This window comes from Amycolatopsis sp. NPDC049253 (assembly GCF_040678995.1).
Lineage (GTDB): Bacteria > Actinomycetota > Actinomycetes > Mycobacteriales > Pseudonocardiaceae > Amycolatopsis.
In genome coordinates, this window is the sequence record NZ_JBFAQX010000011.1 from 149001 (window position 1) to 165791 (window position 16791).

Consider the following 16791-nt stretch of genomic DNA (forward strand, 5'->3'; position numbering starts at 1 on the left):
TTAGGCGGGCACGCGCTTCCAGGGGAAGTCACCGCGCGCCGCGAACGCCAGCGTCACCGCCGGGTTGAGGTGGGCGCCGGAGCGTGCCCATGAACAGGATGATGGCGGCGACCGTCAACGCCGGCGCCACGACCTGCACCGACGTCGGGATCGCCGAGCCGCCGAACCGGGCGTTGACGACCCCGCCGCCCACGGCGACGAGGACCAGCAGGAAGGTGCCGAACAGCTCGGAGAACAGCCGCCGCCCCTCGTAGCGGTCGTTCCAGAAGTCGAACTCGCCGGCCACGGAGTTGGGCTGGCCCATCGAGCGCAACGCCACTTCGGCGTTGCGCTCGCGCGTCTGGTCGGGTGTTCGGGCAGTCGGCTGGGCGGTCATCGAACACCTCGATTCGGCTGGGCGTCGCGGTCGTCGTCGGCCCGCCGGTGCCGAAGTCACCTCACCCGCCGGAGATGAGCCGGGGTCACGCGCGGGTGAGGAACGGGCCCGGGTCGGCCAGCACGTGGTGGATGGTGCGGCCGGCCGCGCCGAGCGTGGCGGCGTCACCGCCCACAGTGGACGGTGCGAGCGTCGGGACCGAGCCGCGCAGGCGGCCCAGGCGGCCCGCCAGCACGGTTTCCGCGGCGGGAGCGAGCCACGGGAACAGCGGGGCGAAGACGCCGCCGAGCACCACGTGGTCGAGGTCGAGCAGGTTGACCGCCGAGGACAGCGCGAGGCCGAGCGCTTCGCCGGCCGAGGTGGCCGCCTTGAGGGCGGTCGGGTCGTCGGTGCCGAGGTTGCGCAGGAGCTCGCGGACGCCGGCGACGCCCGAGGCTTCGAGCAGAGCTTCCTGTCCCGCATAGGTTTCCAGGCAGCCGGACGCGCCGCAGCGGCAGCGCGGACCTGTCGGCGAGACGACGACGTGGCCGAGCTCGCCGGCGAGGCCGTGGGAGCCAGGGAACAGCGCCGAGTCCACGACCAGGCCCGCACCGATGCCGACCTCGCCGGAGACGAACAGGAAGTCGGACGGGCCGGCGCCGAACCAGAGCTCGCCCAGGGCGCCGAGGTTGGCCTCGTTGTCGAGCGTGACGGGCACGGGCAGGTGCAGCATGTCGGCGGCGCGGACGTCGCTCCAGCCGAGGTTGGGGGCGCTGAACAGCACGCCGTCGCCGACCGGGCCGGACACGGCGAGGACCGCGCCGGCGACGGTCAGGTCACCGGCCGCGGCAAGGGCCTTCTCGGCGAGGTTTTGCAGCTCCCCCAGCACTTCTTCGGGGCTGGAACCGCGGTTGTCGCGCTCGCGGCGTTCGGTGAAGCGCACCGTGCGGGCGAGGTCGAGCAGGCAGACGGCGAGGTAGTCGACGTTGATCTCCAGCCCGAGCGACGCCACGCGCGCGCCGGACAGCACGACCTCGACGCCGGGGCGGCCGCGTTCACCGGCGCGGGCCGGGCCGGTCTCGGCGAGGAAACCGGCGTCGAGCAGGTCGCCGACGAGCTTCGACACGGTGGACTTGGTGAGGCCGGTCAGCTCCGCAAGCGCCGCGCGGGTGAGCGGGCCGCGCGCCGCGACCTCGCCGAGCACCAGCTCGAGGTTGCGCGCGCGCATCGAATCGTGCCGCACCGCCTGCGTCATCCCCGTGGCCTCCTCCCGGAACTGTACCGAGACCCCGGTGAAGCGGTGGCCCTTGACGGGCGGGCCTCCGGGGCGCATATTTAGTCTACAACGTGAACTAAATAGTGCACCGGATCGATGCTGCACTGGAATGACAACGCACTGGATTGAAGGGGATCGTCATGACCGACTTCGCGCCCACACCGGACGACAAGTTCTCGTTCGGACTGTGGACCGTGGGCTGGCCGGCCGCCGACCCGTTCGGCGTGGCGACGCGGCCGGCGCTGGACCCGGTGGAGAGCGTGCACCGCCTCGCCGAGCTGGGTGCGTACGGCGTGTCCTTCCACGACGACGACCTGCTCGCCACGGAGCCCGACCGCGACACGGCGATCAAGAAGTTCAAGGCGGCGCTGGAGGCCACGGGCCTGAAGGTGCCGATGGCGACCACCAACCTGTTCACGCACCCCGTGTTCAAGGACGGCGGTCTGACCAGCAACGACCGCGACGTCCGCCGGTACGCGCTGACGAAGGTGCGCCGCAACCTCGACCTGGCCGCCGAGCTGGGCGCCTCCACGTACGTGCTGTGGGGCGGCCGCGAAGGCGCCGAGTCCGACGCGGCCAAGGACGTGCGCGCCGCGCTGGACCGCTACAAGGAGGGCCTCGACCTCCTGGCCGACTACGCCGTGTCCCAGGGCTACGCCATCCGGTTCGCGCTGGAGCCCAAGCCCAACGAGCCCCGCGGCGACATCCTCCTGCCCACGATCGGGCACGCGCTGGGCCTCATCTCGCAGCTGGAGCGCCCGGAGCTGTTCGGCCTCAACCCCGAGGTCGGCCACGAGCAGATGGCCGGCCTCAACTTCGTGCACGGCATCGCGCAGGCGCTGTGGCAGGGCAAGCTCTTCCACATCGACCTCAACGGCCAGCACGGCCCGAAGTACGACCAGGACCTCATCTTCGGCCACGGCGACCTGACGTCGGCGTTCTTCCTGGTTGACCTCCTGGAGAACGGCGGCTACGACGGCCCGCGGCACTTCGACTACAAGCCCCTGCGCACCGAGGACCCCTCGGACGTCTGGGACTCGGCCGCGGCGAACATGCGGATGTACTTGATCCTGAAGGAAAAGGCCGCCGCGTTCCGCGCCGACCCCGAGGTGGCTGCCGCGCTGTCGGCTTCGCGCGTCGACGAGCTGTCAGTGCCGACGGTCGCCCCTGGCGAAACCCTGGACGACCTGGCGGCGGACTCGTTCGACGTCGAGGCGGCCGGCAAGAGGGGTTACCACTTCACCCGGCTGAACCAGCTGGCGCTGGAGCACCTGCTCGGCACCCGGTGACGGTGCGGGGCGCGTCGATCCGCTGACTTCGCGGCGGCTCGGGGCCGTGCCAGGGCTTTCCGGCCCGGGCACGGCCCCGACTCGTCTGCGCGGGCGGGAACCGCGGGTACGAGAGCGGCGGCGGCCGAGGTCGCGATGAACGGCGTTTGCTGGTCGCGCGGTGGTCGAACCACTATGTTTCTTCTCGCCAAGCGGTCCTGCCAGCGAGGGAGTCCCCACCATGACCGAGGGTCCGCAGCCCGAAACCGATGCGCCGGAACCCCGGCCGGAGGGCGGTTTCCCGCCGCCACCGCAAGGGCCCGTGTTGCGGTACACGCCAGGGCAGCCGCCCGCGGCCGAAGCCGGGCGGCTGAGTGGCGGGACGCAGCAGGCGTGGACCACTCCCGCCGCGGTGCCGCAGCCGTCCTCGGCTCCCCTGCCGCCGCGGCCCGGCCTGCCCTCGCACCCCGGGCCGCAGCAGCAGTGGACCGGGCAGCCCGGGATGCTTCAGCAGGGGCCGTTGAAGAGCGGCTTGCTCGCCGTGGTGGCGTTCGTCCTCGGGATCGTGGGCCTGATCGTCCCGTTCCTGCCGGTCGCGATGGACGACGCGCGCCTGGGTGGCACGCTCGACGTCCGGGCGTGGATCGGGTTGCCGTTCGCACTCGTGGCGCTCGCTTTGGGCATCGCCGCGTGCGGGGGACGGCGGCGGATGAAGGCGCTGGCCATCGTGGGCATGGTGTTCGCGGCCCTCACGCTGGTGGTCGTCATCATCATGATCGCCAACCGCCTGACCTGAGGGCCACGCCGGTCCGACAGACCTAAGGCTTCGACGAGAAAGCCGCGTCGAACGCCGCCGTCGGGGGTGTGAAGTTCAACCGCTTCACGAACTCCAGCGCCTCCGGCGCGCCGGTCAGCCGGTCCATGCCGGCGTCTTCCCACTCGATGGAGATCGGACCGTCGTAGGCGATGGCGTTGAGCATGCGGAAGACGTCTTCCCACGGGACGTGGCCGTGGCCGGTGGAGACGAAGTCCCAGCCGCGGCGCGGGTCGGCCCACGGGAGGTGGGAGCCGAGCCGGCCGTTGCGGCCGTTGAGCTGCTTTCGGGCTTCCTTGCAGTCGACGTGGTAGATGCGGTCCTTGAAGTCCCACAGGAACCCCACGGGATCGAGGTCCTGCCAGACGAAGTGCGACGGGTCGAAGTTCAGGCCGAAGGCCGGTCGGTGGCCGATCGCCTCCAGCGTGCGCACCGTCGTCCAGTAGTCGTAGGCGATCTCGCTCGGGTGGACCTCGTGGGCGAAGCGGACGCCGACCTCGTCGAACACGTCGAGGATCGGGTTCCAGCGAGCCGCGAAGTCCTCGTAGCCGCGGTCGATCATCGACTGCGGCACCGGCGGGAACATGGCCACCGTGTGCCAGATGGACGACCCGGTGAAGCCGACCACAGTGGACACCCCCAGCAACGCGGCCGCCCGCGCGGTGTCCTTCATCTCCGCGGCCGCCCGCTGCCGCACGCCTTCCGGCGAGCCGTCGCCCCAGATGCGGGCGGGCAGGATGGCCTCGTGGCGCTCGTCGATGGGGTGGTCGCACACGGCCTGGCCCACCAGGTGGTTGGAGATCGTCCACACGCGAAGGTCGTACTTGGCCAGGGTGTCCAGTTTGGACTGCACGTACCCGTCGTCGGAAAGCGCTTTGTCGACTTCGAAGTGGTTGCCCCAGCACGCGATCTCGAGGCCGTCGTAGCCCCAGCCGCTCGCGAGGCGGCAGACCTCCTCGAAGGGCAGGTCGGCCCACTGCCCGGTGAACAGCGTCAGCGGTCGTGCCATCGAAAAACCTCCTGATCAGACAACGGTCCACACGGAATCGGCGGCGGCGCTGCGTTCCACCGCGTCGAGCACACGCTGCACCTGCAGCCCGTCGGCGAACGACGGCGCCGGGTCGGTGCCCGAGCCCAGCGCCACGAGGAAATCGCGCACCTCGTGGGTGAAGGTGTGCTCGTACCCCAGGCCGTGGCCCGGCGGCCACCACGCGCCGACGTACGGGTGCTCGGGCTCGGTCACGAGGATCCGGCGGAACCCGGCGATCGACGGGTCGAGGGTGTGGTCGTGGAAGGACAGCTCGTTCATCGCCTCGAAGTCGAACGCGATGCTGCCCGCGGAACCGTTGAGCTCGATGCGCATCGAGTTCTTGCGCCCGGCCGCGAACCGCGTCGCCTCGAAGCTGCCCAGCGCGCCTGAGGCGAAGCGCGCGGTGAACAGCGCGGCGTCGTCCACCGTCACCTCGCCCCGCGCGGACCCCGAAGAAGCCGCCAGCCCCGAGGACGACGCGACCAGCGGCCGTTCGCGCACGAACGTCTCCGTCACCGCGCTCACGCCCGAAATCCGCGAGCCGGTCAGGAACTGCGCGAGATCCACGATGTGCGCGCCGATGTCGCCGAGCGCGCCCGACCCCGCACGCTCCTTCTGCAGCCGCCACACCAGCGGGAACTCGGGATCGACGATCCAGTCCTGCAGGTACTGCGCCCGCACGTGCCGCAGCTGTCCCAGCCGCCCGTCGGCCACCAGCTTGCGCGCGAACGCCAGCGCCGGCACCCGCCGGTAGTTGAACGCCACCATCGACCGCACCCCGCGCTCGGCCGCCTCCTCGGCGGCAGCGGCCATCGCCGCGGCCTCGGCGACCGTGTTGGCCAGCGGTTTCTCACACAGCACGTGCTTGCCGGCCGCGAGCGCGGCCAGCGCGATCTCCGCGTGCGTGTCCCCCGGCGTGCAGATGTCGACGAGCCCGACCTCGTCGGACTCCACGAGTCGTTTCCAGTCCGTCTCCACGGAATCCCAGCCGAGCTTCTCCGCGGCAGCCGACGCCGCCGCGGCGTCTCGCCCGCACAGCACCGCCATCCGCGGCGTCAGCGGCACGTCGAAAGCGTGGTGCACGGTCCGCCACGCCTGGGAGTGGGCCGCGCCCATGAAGGCGTAACCCACCATCCCGACGCCGATCTGCTCGGCCATCGAAAACCCTTTCACTCGAAGGAAACCGGCAGGTACTTGTCCACGTTTTCCTTGGTCACGACCGCCGAGAACGTGGTCACCGAAGCGGGAATCTCCTGCTCCGCCAGGTCCGACACGCCCTTCGACTGCCCGAGCAGCCGCGCGAGGCGCACGGCGGACGCGGCCATCGTCGGAGGGTAGAGCACGGTGGCCTTGAGCACCGAGTTGTCGCTCTTGATCGCCTCCATCGCCGCCTTCGACCCGGCGCCGCCGACCATCAGGAAGTCCGATCGACCGGCCTGGCGCACGGCTTGCAGCGCGCCCACGCCCTGGTCGTCGTCGTGGTTCCAGATCGCGTTGAACTGCGGGTGCGCCTGCAGCAGCTCGGCCATGCGCGCCTGCCCGGTCGGCACGGTGAACTCGGCGGCGGCGCGGCCGACCTTGCGGATGCCCGGGTAGTTGGCCAGCGCGTCGTCGAAGCCCTGCGTGCGCTGGCGGGTGAGCTCCAGGGTGTCGATGCCGGCGAGCTCGAGCACGGTGCCCTGGCCGTTGAGCTGCCGGCCGATGTAGTTGCCCGCGTTCACGCCCATGCGGTAGTTGTCGCCGCCGACCCACGTGCGGTAGGCCTGCGGCGAATCGAAGATCCGGTCCAGGTTGATCACGGGGATGCCCGCGTCCATCGCTTTGCGCCCGGCCGGCGTGAGCTGCTTTCCGTCGGCCGGCAGCACCACGAGCACGTCGACCTTGCGGTTGATCAGCGCGTCGATCTGCGCCGACTGCGTGGCGGCGTCGTTCGACCCCTCGGCGACGACGAGCTCCACGTCGGGATGGCGCTGCGCTTCGGCCCGCGCGTTGACGGTGATCGCGTTGAGCCAGCCGTGGTCGGCCTGCGGCCCGGCGAACCCGACCGTGACTCTCTTGCCCGGCGCGTCCTGCGCGCCTTGGGGTGCGGTCGCGGCGGCGGGCGGTGGTTCTTCGTTGCTCGTGCACGCGGCGAGCGCGCCCACGCCCGCGAGGGTCGCTCCGGTCAGGAACGCGCGGCGGCGGATGTCGGTGTTCATCGGGTGGTCCTCTCACTCGAGTAGAGCGAAGCCCGCCGCTGCACGAGCACGGCGAGCACGATGATCACGCCCTTGGCCAGCTGCTGCACGGCCGTGGGCAGGTTGTTGAGGGTGAACAGCACGCTGATGACCGTGAACACGAGCACCCCGAGCACCGAGCCGACGAGCGTGCCGCGGCCACCGGAGAGCAGGGTGCCGCCGATGATCACCGCGGCGATGGCGTCGAGCTCGTAGAGGTTGCCGTTGCCCGAGGTGCCGCTGGAGGTCAGGATGATCAGCATCACGCTGGCGATGCCGCAGCACAGTCCGGAAAGGACATACAGCAGGCAGGTGTGCAGCTTCACGTTGATGCCCGCCAGCCGCGCGGCCTCCAGGTTGCCGCCGATCGCGTAGGTGCGGCGGCCGAAGGTGGTGCGGTTGAGCACGAGCCAGCCGACGATCGCGACGGCCGCGAAGATCAGCACCAGCGGCGGGATGCCGAGCACGTAGCTGTCCTGGTACCCGAGGTCGACGAGCCCCTGGTTGCTCGACGTCACGGTCTGCGTGCGGCCCTGCGAGAGCTGGATCGCCAGGCCGCGGGCCGACGCGAGCATCGCCAGCGTGCCGATGAACGCGACCAGCCGGCCGTACGCGATGAGCAGCCCGCTGACCAAGCCGCAGCCGACCCCCACGGCCACGGCGGTGAACACGATCCCGCCGATGCCGAACTGCTGGGTGGAGCGCGTGGTCGCCCACACCGTCGCGAGCGCGACCACCGCGCCGACGGACAGGTCGATGCCGCCGCCGATGATCACGAACGTCATGCCCACGGTGATCACGCCGATGACCGACGCCTGCGTGAGCACCAGCACCACCGTGCCGGTGGTGAGGAACTGGCCCGGTTCGGTCAGCGCGCCGATCAGCACCAGTACGGCCAGCACCCCGACCAGCCCGAGGTTGCGTGCCTCCCGCAGCCGCACCGAGAACCGGCGCGGCTGCTCGGGTGCCACCGCCTGTTCAGCGTTCATTCCGCACGCTCCTGCTCCTCGAGGATGAGATCCAGCACGGCCGATTCGTCGAGGTCACGTCCGCGCGCCTCGGTGAGCACGCGGCCTTCGCGCAGCACCAGCACCCGGTCGGCCAGGCCGAGCACCTCCGGCAGCTCGCTGGACACCAGCACGATCGCGACGCCGGCATCGGCCAGTTCGCGGATCACGCGGTACAGCTCGGCCCGCGCGCCCACGTCGACGCCGCGCGTGGGCTCGTCGAGCAGCAGCACGCGGCAGCCCTTGAGCAGCCAGCGCGCGAGCACGGCCTTCTGCTGGTTGCCGCCGGACAGCTTGCCCGCGGGCCGGCGGATGTCGGGCGGGCGCAGGTCGAGGGCCTCGGTGTGGCGGCGGACGGCGGTGGTCTCGGCGCGGGAGTTGAACCAGCCGAACCGCGCGTAGCGTCGCAGCGAGGCGAGGGAAACGTTGCGGGCCACGGATTCCTGCAGCAGCAGGGCCTGGCTCTTGCGTTCCTCCGGCGCGAGGCCGAGACCGGCGCGGACGGCTGAGGTCACGCCCTTCCCGAGGGGCTTCCCGGCGAGCTTGACGTGACCGGCGGTGGGTTTCCTCGCGCCGTAGACGGTTTCCAGGACTTCGGACCGGCCCGACCCGACGAGTCCGGCGAGGCCGACGATCTCGCCTTCCCGCACGGTGAACGACACGTCTTCAAACGAGCCGGCCACGGTGAGGTCCCCGACCTCCAGCAGCACCGGGCGGTCGTCGAACGCGTCTTCGGCGGGCCGGGGCGGGAAGAGGTACTCGACGCGGCGGCCGGTCATCAGCGCGACCAGTTCGGTGGTCGGCGTGGTGCGGGCCGGGAGCCCGGTGGCGACGGTGTGGCCGTCTTTCAAGACCGTGACGCGGTCGCCGATCTCGCGGATCTCTTCGAGCCGGTGGGAAATGTAGACGACGGCGACGCCGCGTTCGGTGAGGCCGCGGATCACGCGGAAGAGGTTCGCGACCTCGTCGCTCGCGAGGACGGCCGAGGGCTCGTCGAGCACGATCAGGCGCGCGTCGAGCGAGAGCGCGCGGGCGAGGCTCACGATCTGCTTGCCCGCGGCCGAGAGCGAGCCGACCTCGCGTTCCACGCGGATCTCGCGATGGCCCAGGCGATCCAGGAGTTCGCGCGCTTCGGCGCGCATGGTCGCGCGGCGCACCCAGCCGACGCTGGCCTGCTCGTGGCCGAGGAAGATGTTCTCCGCCACGGAAAGCCCGTCGACGAGGTCGAGCTCCTGGTACAGCGTGGCGATGCCGCACTTGATGGCGGCGGTGGGGTTGGGCAGCTCCACGGGCTCGCCGCCGACGCGGATCTCCCCCGTGTCGGGCCGGTGCGCGCCGGCGAGCACCTTGATCAAGGTGGACTTGCCGGCGCCGTTCTGGCCCAGCAGGCAGTGCACTTCGCCTTCGGCCACGCTCAGCTCGACGTCGTCGAGGGCGCGCACGCCGGGAAAACCCTTTCCGATCCCCGTCATTTCGAGAAGCGTCATCCGCTGTCCCTCTCCCCAGCTCCGGCGACGATCCGCGTCGGGTCGTCGAACACGGCTTCCAGCGCCACGTGGGCCCCGCCGCGCGAGGCGGCCGAGAAGCCCAGCCACGACAGCTCCACGCGGCAGCCGCCGATGTCGGGCGCGACCACGCGGGCCTTGAGCTCGGCCATCATCGGCCCGAGCAGGTACGGACCGAGCTGCGCGAAGTAGCCGCCGAGCAGCACCACGCGCGGGTTGAACACGTTCACGAGCACGGCCGCGCCGACGCCGAGCCCGGTGCCCACCTTCGCCAGCGCGTCGAGCGTGCGGCGGTCCTTCAGCTCCGCGCGGCGGCGCAGCATGTCGAGGCGCTGTTCGAGGTCCAGCGACGGGTCGTGCACGGGGTCGTTGGGCTCGGCCGCGAGCCGCAGCATCCCGGCGAGGCCCACGATCGTCTCCCAGCAGCCGCGCCGGCCGCAGCCGCAGCGCCGGCCGTTCGGGTCGAGCTGGATGTGGCCGATCTCGCCGGAAAACCCTTCCGCGCCACCGAGAAGCCGGCCCCCGGAGATCACGCCGCCGCCCACGCCGATCTCGCCGGTGAGGTACACGAGGTCCGCGGTGCCGGCGACGCTGCCCATCGCGTGCTCGCCGAGGGCACCGAGGTTGGCGTCGTTGGCCATGCGGATGGGGAAACCCAGGCGGCCGAGGCGGTGGGTGAGCCGTTCGGTCAGGCCGGTGACCACGGGGACGTCGGTCCAGTGCAGGTTGGGCGCGAACGCCACGGTGCCGGCGGTCACGTCGACGAGGGCCGGGATCGCCAGCGTAAGCCCGACTGGCGAGACCTTGAGGCGGCGGCATTCCCGGAGCGCTCTGGCGGCCAGCTCGGCCGTCGCGTCGAGGACCTTCGCCGGAGGAAGCGCTTGCACATCCAGCGCCACGCGCTGTTCGAAAAGGACGGTGCCGGTGAGATCCAAGGCCAGGGCGGTGAGGTAGTCGACGTTCACCTCGACGCCGACGCCGCCCACCCCGCGCCCGTCGAGCTCCACGATCGTGCCCGGCCGCCCGACCGCCCCCGCGCGTTCCAGCTCGCCTTCCCGAGCCAGCCCGCGCTCGACCAGCTCCGCGACGAGGCTCGAGACGGTGGCCTTGTTCAGGCCCGTCTCCGCCGCGATGCCCGCCCGGGACCGCGGCCCGGCGTCACGCAGGTGCCGAAGCACGAGCGCGAGGTTGCTGCGCCGCACCGAGGCCTGGTCCGCCGGCCGCGGCGGGCCGACGGGTCTCAGAGGCAGGGAGGAGTCCACGCTGACACCGCCAAGTTCGTCTGGTGGGGCAACAAATTAAGTCAGCCCGAACGAAGGGGTCAACGATGGAGGGATGGTAACGATTCAGGCAAAAGCCCCTAATTGCCGGAGTGACCTGGGGAAACTGTTCTTCGGGGCGCCGTGGGCGGTCCTTCGGATGGAGCATGGATTGAGATCGTCGATGTCCGAACCGCTCACCCGTTCGGCTTCAGCCGCTCGGATGAGCCCGCCGGGCTGGGGTGCGCCGGTGGTTGCGCCACCCGGGTGAACGCTGCGGGGTGGCCGCGGGGGAATTCGTTGGAAACGACTGTTTGTCACCGTTCGGCGCCGCAAGTCGAAAGTCCTACACGGGGTCTGCGGTTAATTCGCGCGACGGGCGGTGTCGCCTGTGCCAGACTTCCGCGCAACGCGCTGACGGAGCCGAGTAGCGCGGGGTCCCGCGCCCACAGAGAGCCGCCATCGCTGAGAGGCGGCGCCGCGCCCCCGCCGCGAAGACACTCCCGAGCAGCGGGGAGGAAATGCCCCGCCGGCCGGCCCCCGACACCGGGCCCAGTTCGAGGCCGCCGTTGTTCCGGCGGCGAAGGTGCGGTGGTACCGCGAGTTCCCTTCTCGCCCGCACCCCCAAGGGTTCGCCGAGTTCGCTCGAGGAGAGTGGATGTTCCCTCGCACCCTGGTCGCCGACCTGCCCACGCACACCGGCACCACCACGACCATCGCCGGCTGGCTCCACCGCCGGCGCACCTTGAAATCCGTGACGTTCCTGGTGATCCGGGACCGTACGGGGCTGGCTCAGGTGGTGTTCAGTGCGCCGCCTCACCCCGAGCCAAACACGCCCCCGTCGAACACGCCCCCGCCGAACACGCCCCCGCCCTCCCTGGGGGGCGTCCCCGACTCGATTCTACCGCCCACCACCGACAAAAACGGGCGCCAAGCCGAAATGCGCCCGAGTTGTCCACAACTCGGGTCGGGTGTGGACAAGTCCGCGGACAGCACCGAATTCGCGCAGCTGAGCGAAGAAACCGTCGTCGAGGTCACCGGGCGAGTCGTAGCCAACAAGCAGGCGCCCGATGGCGTCGAGATCGTGGAAGCGACCCTCAAAGTCCTTGCCACACCGGAAAAACGACCGCCGTTCGACCTCTACCGGCCCACGATCCCGGCAGCTCTGCCGACCGTCCTCGACAACGCGGCCGTCGCACTCAGGCATCCCGAGCTGAAGCGGCGCCACGAAATCGCGGCCCGCAGCGTCGCTGCGTTCCGGCGCGCTCTCGACAACCGCGGCTTCACCGAGGTCCACACGCCCAAGATCGTGGCCACCAGCACGGAATCCGGCGCCAACGTCTTCCAGCTCGACTACTTCGGCAAACCCGCCTACCTCGCCCAATCGCCGCAGTTCTTCAAACAGGCGCTGGTCGGCGTGTTCGAACGCGTCTACGAAGTCGGCCCGGTCTTCCGCGCCGAACCCCACGACACCGCGCGCCACCTGGCGCAGTACACCAGCCTGGACGCGGAACTCGGCTTCATCACCGACCACCGCGACGTGATGGCCGTGCTGCGTGACGTCGTCGCGGAAATGGCCGCCGCGGTCGGACCGGAAGCGCCCGCAGTCCCCGAAGAGATTCCCAGCATCGACTACCCGACCGCCCAACGACTCCTCCACAGCACCGAACCCGACCTCTCCCCCGAAGACGAACGCCGCCTCGGCGAATGGGCCATGGAGAACCACAGCTCGGAGTTCCTCTTCGTCACCGGCTACCCCATGACCAAACGCCCCTTCTACACCCACCCGGACCCGGCGCGCCCCCACCTGTCCAACAGCTTCGACCTCCTCTTCCGCGGCCTGGAACTCGTCACCGGCGGCCAACGGCTGCACCACCACGCCGACTACCTCGCCGCCCTCGGCCCCGACGCCGACCAGTACCGCGACTACCTCGCGACCTTCGCCCACGGCATGCCACCCCACGGCGGCTTCGCCATCGGCCTCGAACGCTGGGTCGCCCGGGTGCTGAAGGTGCCCAACATCCGCGGTACGACGCTGTTCCCCCGCGACCTGCATCGACTGCGGCCGTGAGATCTAAGTGGACGGTCAACCCATCCGGTAAAATTCCACCTTCCAGCGCGTTCGCCGGGCCGTAAGGGGTGAGTGACCGAGGGGGTCAGCCGTCGCCGCCGAGCCGTACTGTGGCTCGGCGGCGGAGGCACCGTGCAAGGAGCCGAAGTCCTGCCCATCCACGGCACCCGCGCGGACGACACCTCCTACACCGCCACCTTCTCCGCCGTCCGGACCGCGGACGGGCAGGTCCGGAGCCAGAACGCCGTCTACTGGTTCAGCAGCTCGCCGAATCGACCTAAGTGGACGGTGCCGACTCCGGCGAAGGCGAAGGCGCCACCGGCTTCGCCACCCCCTCAGGCTCGGGTTCGAGATGCGGCAGCAACCGGTCCAGCCAAGGCGGCAGCCACCAACTGTGCTTCCCCAGCAGGAACATCGCCGCGGGCACGATGATCAGCCGGATGATCGTCGCGTCGATCAGCACGCTGACGCCGAGCCCCAGGGCCAGGATCTTGATCACCACGCTCGGCGAAGCCAGGAATGCGAAGAACACACACACCATGATCACCGCGGCCGACGAGATCACCCGAGCGGTCACGGCGAGACCGTCGGCCACACTGACATGGTTGTCCTTCGTGCGCAGCCAAGCCTCGTGGACCCGCGAAAGGAGGAACACCTCGTAATCCATCGACAGGCCGAACACGATGGCGAACATGATCATCGGCACGTACGACTCGATCGGCACCTTCTCGTGCACCCCGAGCAGCGCCCCGCCCCAGCCCCACTGGAACACGGCGACGATCACGCCGTACGAAGCGGCGATCGAGAGCAGGTTCAGCAACGCGGCCTTCAACGCCAGCACCGGGCTGCGGAAGGACAGCAGCAGCAACACGAACGCGGCCGCCACCACCACGCCGATGATCGTGGGCAGACGGGCGGCGACGATGTCGCGGAAGTCGAGCTGGCCGGCCGTCATGCCGGTGACGTAGCTGGTCGCGCCGGCGAGGACCGGGGGCAGGGTCTGGGTGCGCAGGGTGCCGAGGAGCTCGTCGGTGGCGGCGTCCTGCGGGCCCGTCGTGGGGGTGACCGTGGACAGCATCAGCGCGCCGTCCGGGCTGGGCGACATCGGGGTGGCCGAGGCGACGCCGGGGGTTTTCGCCAGGGCCTGCTGGACGGCTGAGCCCAAGGCCGCGTCGGACGACTCCACGACGACGGTGAACTGCCCGTTGACACCCGGGCCGAAGCCGCTGCTGAGGGCGTCGTAGGCCTGGCGCGTGGTGGTGCCGGCGGGGTCGGCGCCCTCGTCGATGTGGCCGAGCTGCATGGAGAACGCGGGGATGGCGAGCACGGCGGCCACCAGCACGCCGCCGCCGAGGTAGCGCCAAGGATGCCGGTCGATGCGCACGGCGTAGCGGTGCCAGGCGCTTTCCTTGCCGTCGGCCGACTGCTCGGCCACGGGCTTGCGCAGGTGCCAGCGGTCGATCCGCCGCCCGGACAGGCCGAGTAGCGCGGGCACGAGCGTGGTCGCCGCGATCCCGGCCACGACCACCGTGATCGCGGCGGCCAGGCCGAGCTTCCCGATGAACGCGACGCCGACGGTGAACAGGCCTATCAGCGCGATGACCACCGTCGTCGCGGCGATGAGCACCGAGCGGCCGCTGGTGGCGACGGTGCGGCCGGCGGCCGTGACCGGATCCGCGCCGTCGAGCAGGTGCTGGCGGAAGCGCGTGGTGAGGAAGAGGGCGTAGTCGATGCCGACGCCGAGGCCGATCATGATCGCGAGCGTCGGCGACGCCGTGGCGAAGCTGATCGAGGCCGCCAGCAAGCCGAGGATGCCGAGACCCGTCGCGACGCCGATCACCGACGTGACGATGGGCAGGCCGGCGGCGATGACGCTGCCGAAAGCCAGCAGCAGCACCAGAATCGCGACGATGATGCCCACGGACTCCGAGCGCAGGTCACCCGCGCCGGGTTCGGCCGCCTTGCCGAGCGCGCCGCTGTAGTCGACCTGCACGCCGGTCGCGCGGACGGGATCGGTGGCCTTGTCGATGCCGTCGACGAGGTCGGTGCCGAGCGCGGCGGGCTTGTCGTCGAACTGGATGTTGGCGAAGGCCACCCGGCCGTCGCGCGCGGTGGTGCCGGGCGCGAGCGGGTCGGACAGCGACACGACGTGGGGCACGGCGCGAACCTGCGCCGCGGCCTGCTCGATGGCCGCGCTCTGGCTGCTCAGCGTGCCGGAGTCGGTGGTGAAGACCAGACGTGCGCTGTTGGAACCACCGACGATGCCGTGCTCGGCGAGCACGGCGCTGCCGCGGCCGGACTCGGCGTCGGGCAGGCTGAAGTCGTCACTGTACGTGCCCCCCACGAGGTTGTTGGCCACCGTCGCGCCGGCCAGCACCAGGATCCAGACCACGATCACCGGCCACGGGTGCCCGGCGCACCAGCGGCCGAGGCGCTCGAGTATTCCGGCGGGAGCTTCTTCCGTGATACGAGCGTTTTCCGTCATTTCGCCACCCGGCTTCCGGGAGTTTTCCCGGTTCAGCGTCACGCCGGGAACCGCTTCCGCCTAGGGCCGAAGGTCCTCGGAGAGCCCCAGCCGGATGGTGACGGTGCGTTACTGCTTCGCGAAGGCGAGCGACCCCAGCGCGCCGACGAGCGGCGCCAGCTCGGGCAGCTCCTCGGCCTCGGCGAGCGCGGCCGACAGCGTGGCGTCGTGCGTCGGGCGCGCCTCGTCGAGCAGCTCGCGGCCCGCGACGGTCACCTCGGTGTAGATGCCGCGCCGGTCCGTCGGGCAGAGGTAGCGCGACAGCAGGCCGCGGTCCTCGAGCCGGGTCACCAGGCGGGTGGTGGCCGACTGGCTCAGCACCACGGCGTTGGCGAGCTGGTTCATCCGGAGGTGGAAGCCGTCCTGGCGGGCGAGCACGTCGAGCACGGTGTACTCGCTCACCGACAGCTCGTGGTCGCGCTCGAGCGCGCGCTGCAGCCGGTCTTCGATGCGCGCGTGCAACGCGGCCAGAGTGCGCCAGCCCTGCGCCCGGGCCTCCACGGCGTCGTCAGCCAGTGACACGGTTCACCCCTTCTCGCCGACCCCCGCGGTTGCGGGTGGATCGTCCGTCAGGCACTATCGAGCGTGTGCAATTAACCGCGTGTGCAAGTATTGCCGACGCTCGTAATCGTCTGAGGCCACTGTACTCGCGAACGCAGGAAGGGGTATCCACCCGATGAACATCGACCTGAGCGGGCGCACCGCCCTGGTCACGGGGTCCACCGCCGGCATCGGGGAGGCCACGGCCGCCGCGCTGGCCGCCGCGGGCGCCGACGTGGTGGTGAACGGCCGCAACGCCGACCGCGTCGACGAGGTCGCGAAACGCCTGGGCGTGCGCGGGATCGCCGCCGACGTCGGCACGGCCGAGGGCGTCGCCTCCATCGTCGAGCAGCTGCCGGACGTGGACGTGCTGGTGAACAACGCGGGCGTCTTCGCGCCGATCCCGGTGTTCGCGATCAGCGACGCCGACTGGCAGCGGATCTACGAAGTGAACGTGCTCTCGGGCGTACGCCTGACGCGGCACTACGCACCCAGGATGGTGAATCGCGGGTGGGGCCGGGTGATCTTCGTCAGCAGTGAATCGGCGGTCCAGCCGCCGACCGAGATGGTCCACTACGGTATGACGAAGACGGCTCAGCTGGCGTTGTCCCGCGGGATGGCGCAGGAGGTGGCCGGCACGGGCGTCACCGTGAACAGCGTGCTGCCCGGACCCACGCTCACCGACGGCGTGCGCGAGTTCGTGCGCAGCCTGTACCCGGACCTCGACTTCGCCGAGGCCGAGCGGCGGTTCATGGCCCAGGACCGTCCGACCTCCCTGCTGGGCCGGCTGATCCGCCCGGAGGAGGTGGCGAACCTCATCACCTACGTCGCCTCCGACCAGGCCGCCGCGACCACCGGGGGCGCGCTGCGCGTCGACGGCGGAGTCGCACCGGCGATCATTCCGTGAGTTCTGTTCCTACAGAAGG

General features: G+C 70.7%; 15 protein-coding genes. 4 read left to right on the plus strand and 11 right to left on the minus strand.

Translation table 11 applies throughout. The features are described from left to right. From AB0K15_RS25230 to AB0K15_RS25240, 3 genes are all read right to left on the minus strand, one after another. Positions 1-51: a hypothetical protein gene (locus AB0K15_RS25230; RefSeq protein WP_364055327.1), complete on the minus strand. Its 51-nt coding sequence runs from the start codon at positions 49-51 to the stop codon at positions 1-3. Further along, entirely contained in the window at positions 29-376 is a 348-nt protein-coding gene (locus AB0K15_RS25235; RefSeq protein WP_364055050.1) for a hypothetical protein, read from the minus strand. The genes AB0K15_RS25230 and AB0K15_RS25235 overlap by 23 nt, the downstream gene beginning before the upstream one ends. An 85-nt stretch (positions 377-461) precedes the next feature. After that, complete coding sequence (locus AB0K15_RS25240) at positions 462-1610, minus strand: ROK family transcriptional regulator (RefSeq protein ID WP_364055053.1); 1149 nt, start codon at positions 1608-1610, stop codon at positions 462-464. Between the two features lie 161 nt (positions 1611-1771). On the opposite strand from AB0K15_RS25240, the gene xylA reads away from it, so the two are divergent. Next, complete coding sequence (xylA, locus tag AB0K15_RS25245) at positions 1772-2920, plus strand: xylose isomerase (RefSeq protein ID WP_364055056.1); 1149 nt, start codon at positions 1772-1774, stop codon at positions 2918-2920. A 220-nt stretch (positions 2921-3140) separates the two neighbouring features. Beyond that, positions 3141-3695 carry a hypothetical protein gene (locus AB0K15_RS25250; protein ID WP_364055059.1) on the plus strand — a complete coding sequence of 185 codons (555 nt, stop codon included), beginning with the start codon at positions 3141-3143 and terminating at the stop codon, positions 3693-3695. Between the two features lie 22 nt (positions 3696-3717). Here AB0K15_RS25250 and AB0K15_RS25255 read toward each other — a convergent pair whose 3' ends face one another. Genes AB0K15_RS25255 through AB0K15_RS25280 form a run of 6 tightly spaced genes read right to left on the minus strand, consistent with a single transcriptional unit; the run spans position 3718 to position 10733 of the window. Then, positions 3718-4722 carry a sugar phosphate isomerase/epimerase family protein gene (locus AB0K15_RS25255; protein WP_364055062.1) on the minus strand — a complete coding sequence of 335 codons (1005 nt, stop codon included), beginning with the start codon at positions 4720-4722 and terminating at the stop codon, positions 3718-3720. A gap of 15 nt (positions 4723-4737) precedes the next feature. Then, a complete protein-coding gene (locus tag AB0K15_RS25260; protein ID WP_364055065.1) occupies positions 4738-5901 on the minus strand; it encodes a Gfo/Idh/MocA family oxidoreductase in 1164 nt (387 codons plus the stop codon). 11 nt (positions 5902-5912) lie between these two features. Then, on the minus strand, positions 5913-6941 hold the full coding sequence (locus AB0K15_RS25265) for a substrate-binding domain-containing protein (RefSeq protein WP_364055068.1): 1029 nt from the start codon (positions 6939-6941) through the stop codon (positions 5913-5915). Beyond that, positions 6938-7948: an ABC transporter permease gene (locus tag AB0K15_RS25270; RefSeq protein WP_364055071.1), complete on the minus strand. Its 1011-nt coding sequence runs from the start codon at positions 7946-7948 to the stop codon at positions 6938-6940. The genes AB0K15_RS25265 and AB0K15_RS25270 overlap by 4 nt, the downstream gene beginning before the upstream one ends. After that, the gene (locus tag AB0K15_RS25275; protein ID WP_364055074.1) at positions 7945-9453 is read right to left on the minus strand and encodes a sugar ABC transporter ATP-binding protein; all 1509 of its coding nucleotides are present in this window, start codon (positions 9451-9453) and stop codon (positions 7945-7947) included. The genes AB0K15_RS25270 and AB0K15_RS25275 overlap by 4 nt, the downstream gene beginning before the upstream one ends. Continuing rightward, complete coding sequence (locus AB0K15_RS25280) at positions 9450-10733, minus strand: ROK family transcriptional regulator (RefSeq protein WP_364055077.1); 1284 nt, start codon at positions 10731-10733, stop codon at positions 9450-9452. The genes AB0K15_RS25275 and AB0K15_RS25280 overlap by 4 nt, the downstream gene beginning before the upstream one ends. Positions 10734-11388: 655 nt before the next feature. Here AB0K15_RS25280 and aspS point away from each other — a divergent pair. Continuing rightward, the gene (gene aspS / locus AB0K15_RS25285) at positions 11389-12801 is read left to right on the plus strand and encodes an aspartate--tRNA(Asn) ligase (protein WP_364055080.1); all 1413 of its coding nucleotides are present in this window, start codon (positions 11389-11391) and stop codon (positions 12799-12801) included. Positions 12802-13078: 277 nt separating this feature from the next. On the opposite strand, the gene AB0K15_RS25290 is transcribed toward aspS, so the two are convergent. Continuing rightward, entirely contained in the window at positions 13079-15286 is a 2208-nt protein-coding gene (locus AB0K15_RS25290; protein WP_364055083.1) for an MMPL family transporter, read from the minus strand. Positions 15287-15394: 108 nt separating this feature from the next. Then, on the minus strand, positions 15395-15847 hold the full coding sequence (locus AB0K15_RS25295; protein WP_285973781.1) for a MarR family transcriptional regulator: 453 nt from the start codon (positions 15845-15847) through the stop codon (positions 15395-15397). A gap of 154 nt (positions 15848-16001) precedes the next feature. Here AB0K15_RS25295 and AB0K15_RS25300 point away from each other — a divergent pair, with 154 nt between their 5' ends. Beyond that, positions 16002-16772, plus strand: a complete 771-nt coding sequence (locus AB0K15_RS25300) for an SDR family oxidoreductase (RefSeq protein ID WP_364055087.1) — start codon at positions 16002-16004, stop codon at positions 16770-16772. Positions 16773-16791 lie beyond the last annotated feature (19 nt).

Coding starts and splice junctions, on each gene's coding strand:
- AB0K15_RS25235 (WP_364055050.1), bottom strand. CDS start 376: ATGACCGCCCAGCCGACTGCCCGAACACCCGACCAGACGCGCGAGCGC.
- AB0K15_RS25240 (WP_364055053.1), bottom strand. CDS start 1,610: ATGACGCAGGCGGTGCGGCACGATTCGATGCGCGCGCGCAACCTCGAG.
- xylA (WP_364055056.1), top strand. CDS start 1,772: ATGACCGACTTCGCGCCCACACCGGACGACAAGTTCTCGTTCGGACTG.
- AB0K15_RS25250 (WP_364055059.1), top strand. CDS start 3,141: ATGACCGAGGGTCCGCAGCCCGAAACCGATGCGCCGGAACCCCGGCCG.
- AB0K15_RS25255 (WP_364055062.1), bottom strand. CDS start 4,722: ATGGCACGACCGCTGACGCTGTTCACCGGGCAGTGGGCCGACCTGCCC.
- AB0K15_RS25260 (WP_364055065.1), bottom strand. CDS start 5,901: ATGGCCGAGCAGATCGGCGTCGGGATGGTGGGTTACGCCTTCATGGGC.
- AB0K15_RS25265 (WP_364055068.1), bottom strand. CDS start 6,941: ATGAACACCGACATCCGCCGCCGCGCGTTCCTGACCGGAGCGACCCTC.
- AB0K15_RS25270 (WP_364055071.1), bottom strand. CDS start 7,948: ATGAACGCTGAACAGGCGGTGGCACCCGAGCAGCCGCGCCGGTTCTCG.
- AB0K15_RS25275 (WP_364055074.1), bottom strand. CDS start 9,453: ATGACGCTTCTCGAAATGACGGGGATCGGAAAGGGTTTTCCCGGCGTG.
- aspS (WP_364055080.1), top strand. CDS start 11,389: ATGTTCCCTCGCACCCTGGTCGCCGACCTGCCCACGCACACCGGCACC.
- AB0K15_RS25290 (WP_364055083.1), bottom strand. CDS start 15,286: ATGACGGAAAACGCTCGTATCACGGAAGAAGCTCCCGCCGGAATACTC.
- AB0K15_RS25300 (WP_364055087.1), top strand. CDS start 16,002: ATGAACATCGACCTGAGCGGGCGCACCGCCCTGGTCACGGGGTCCACC.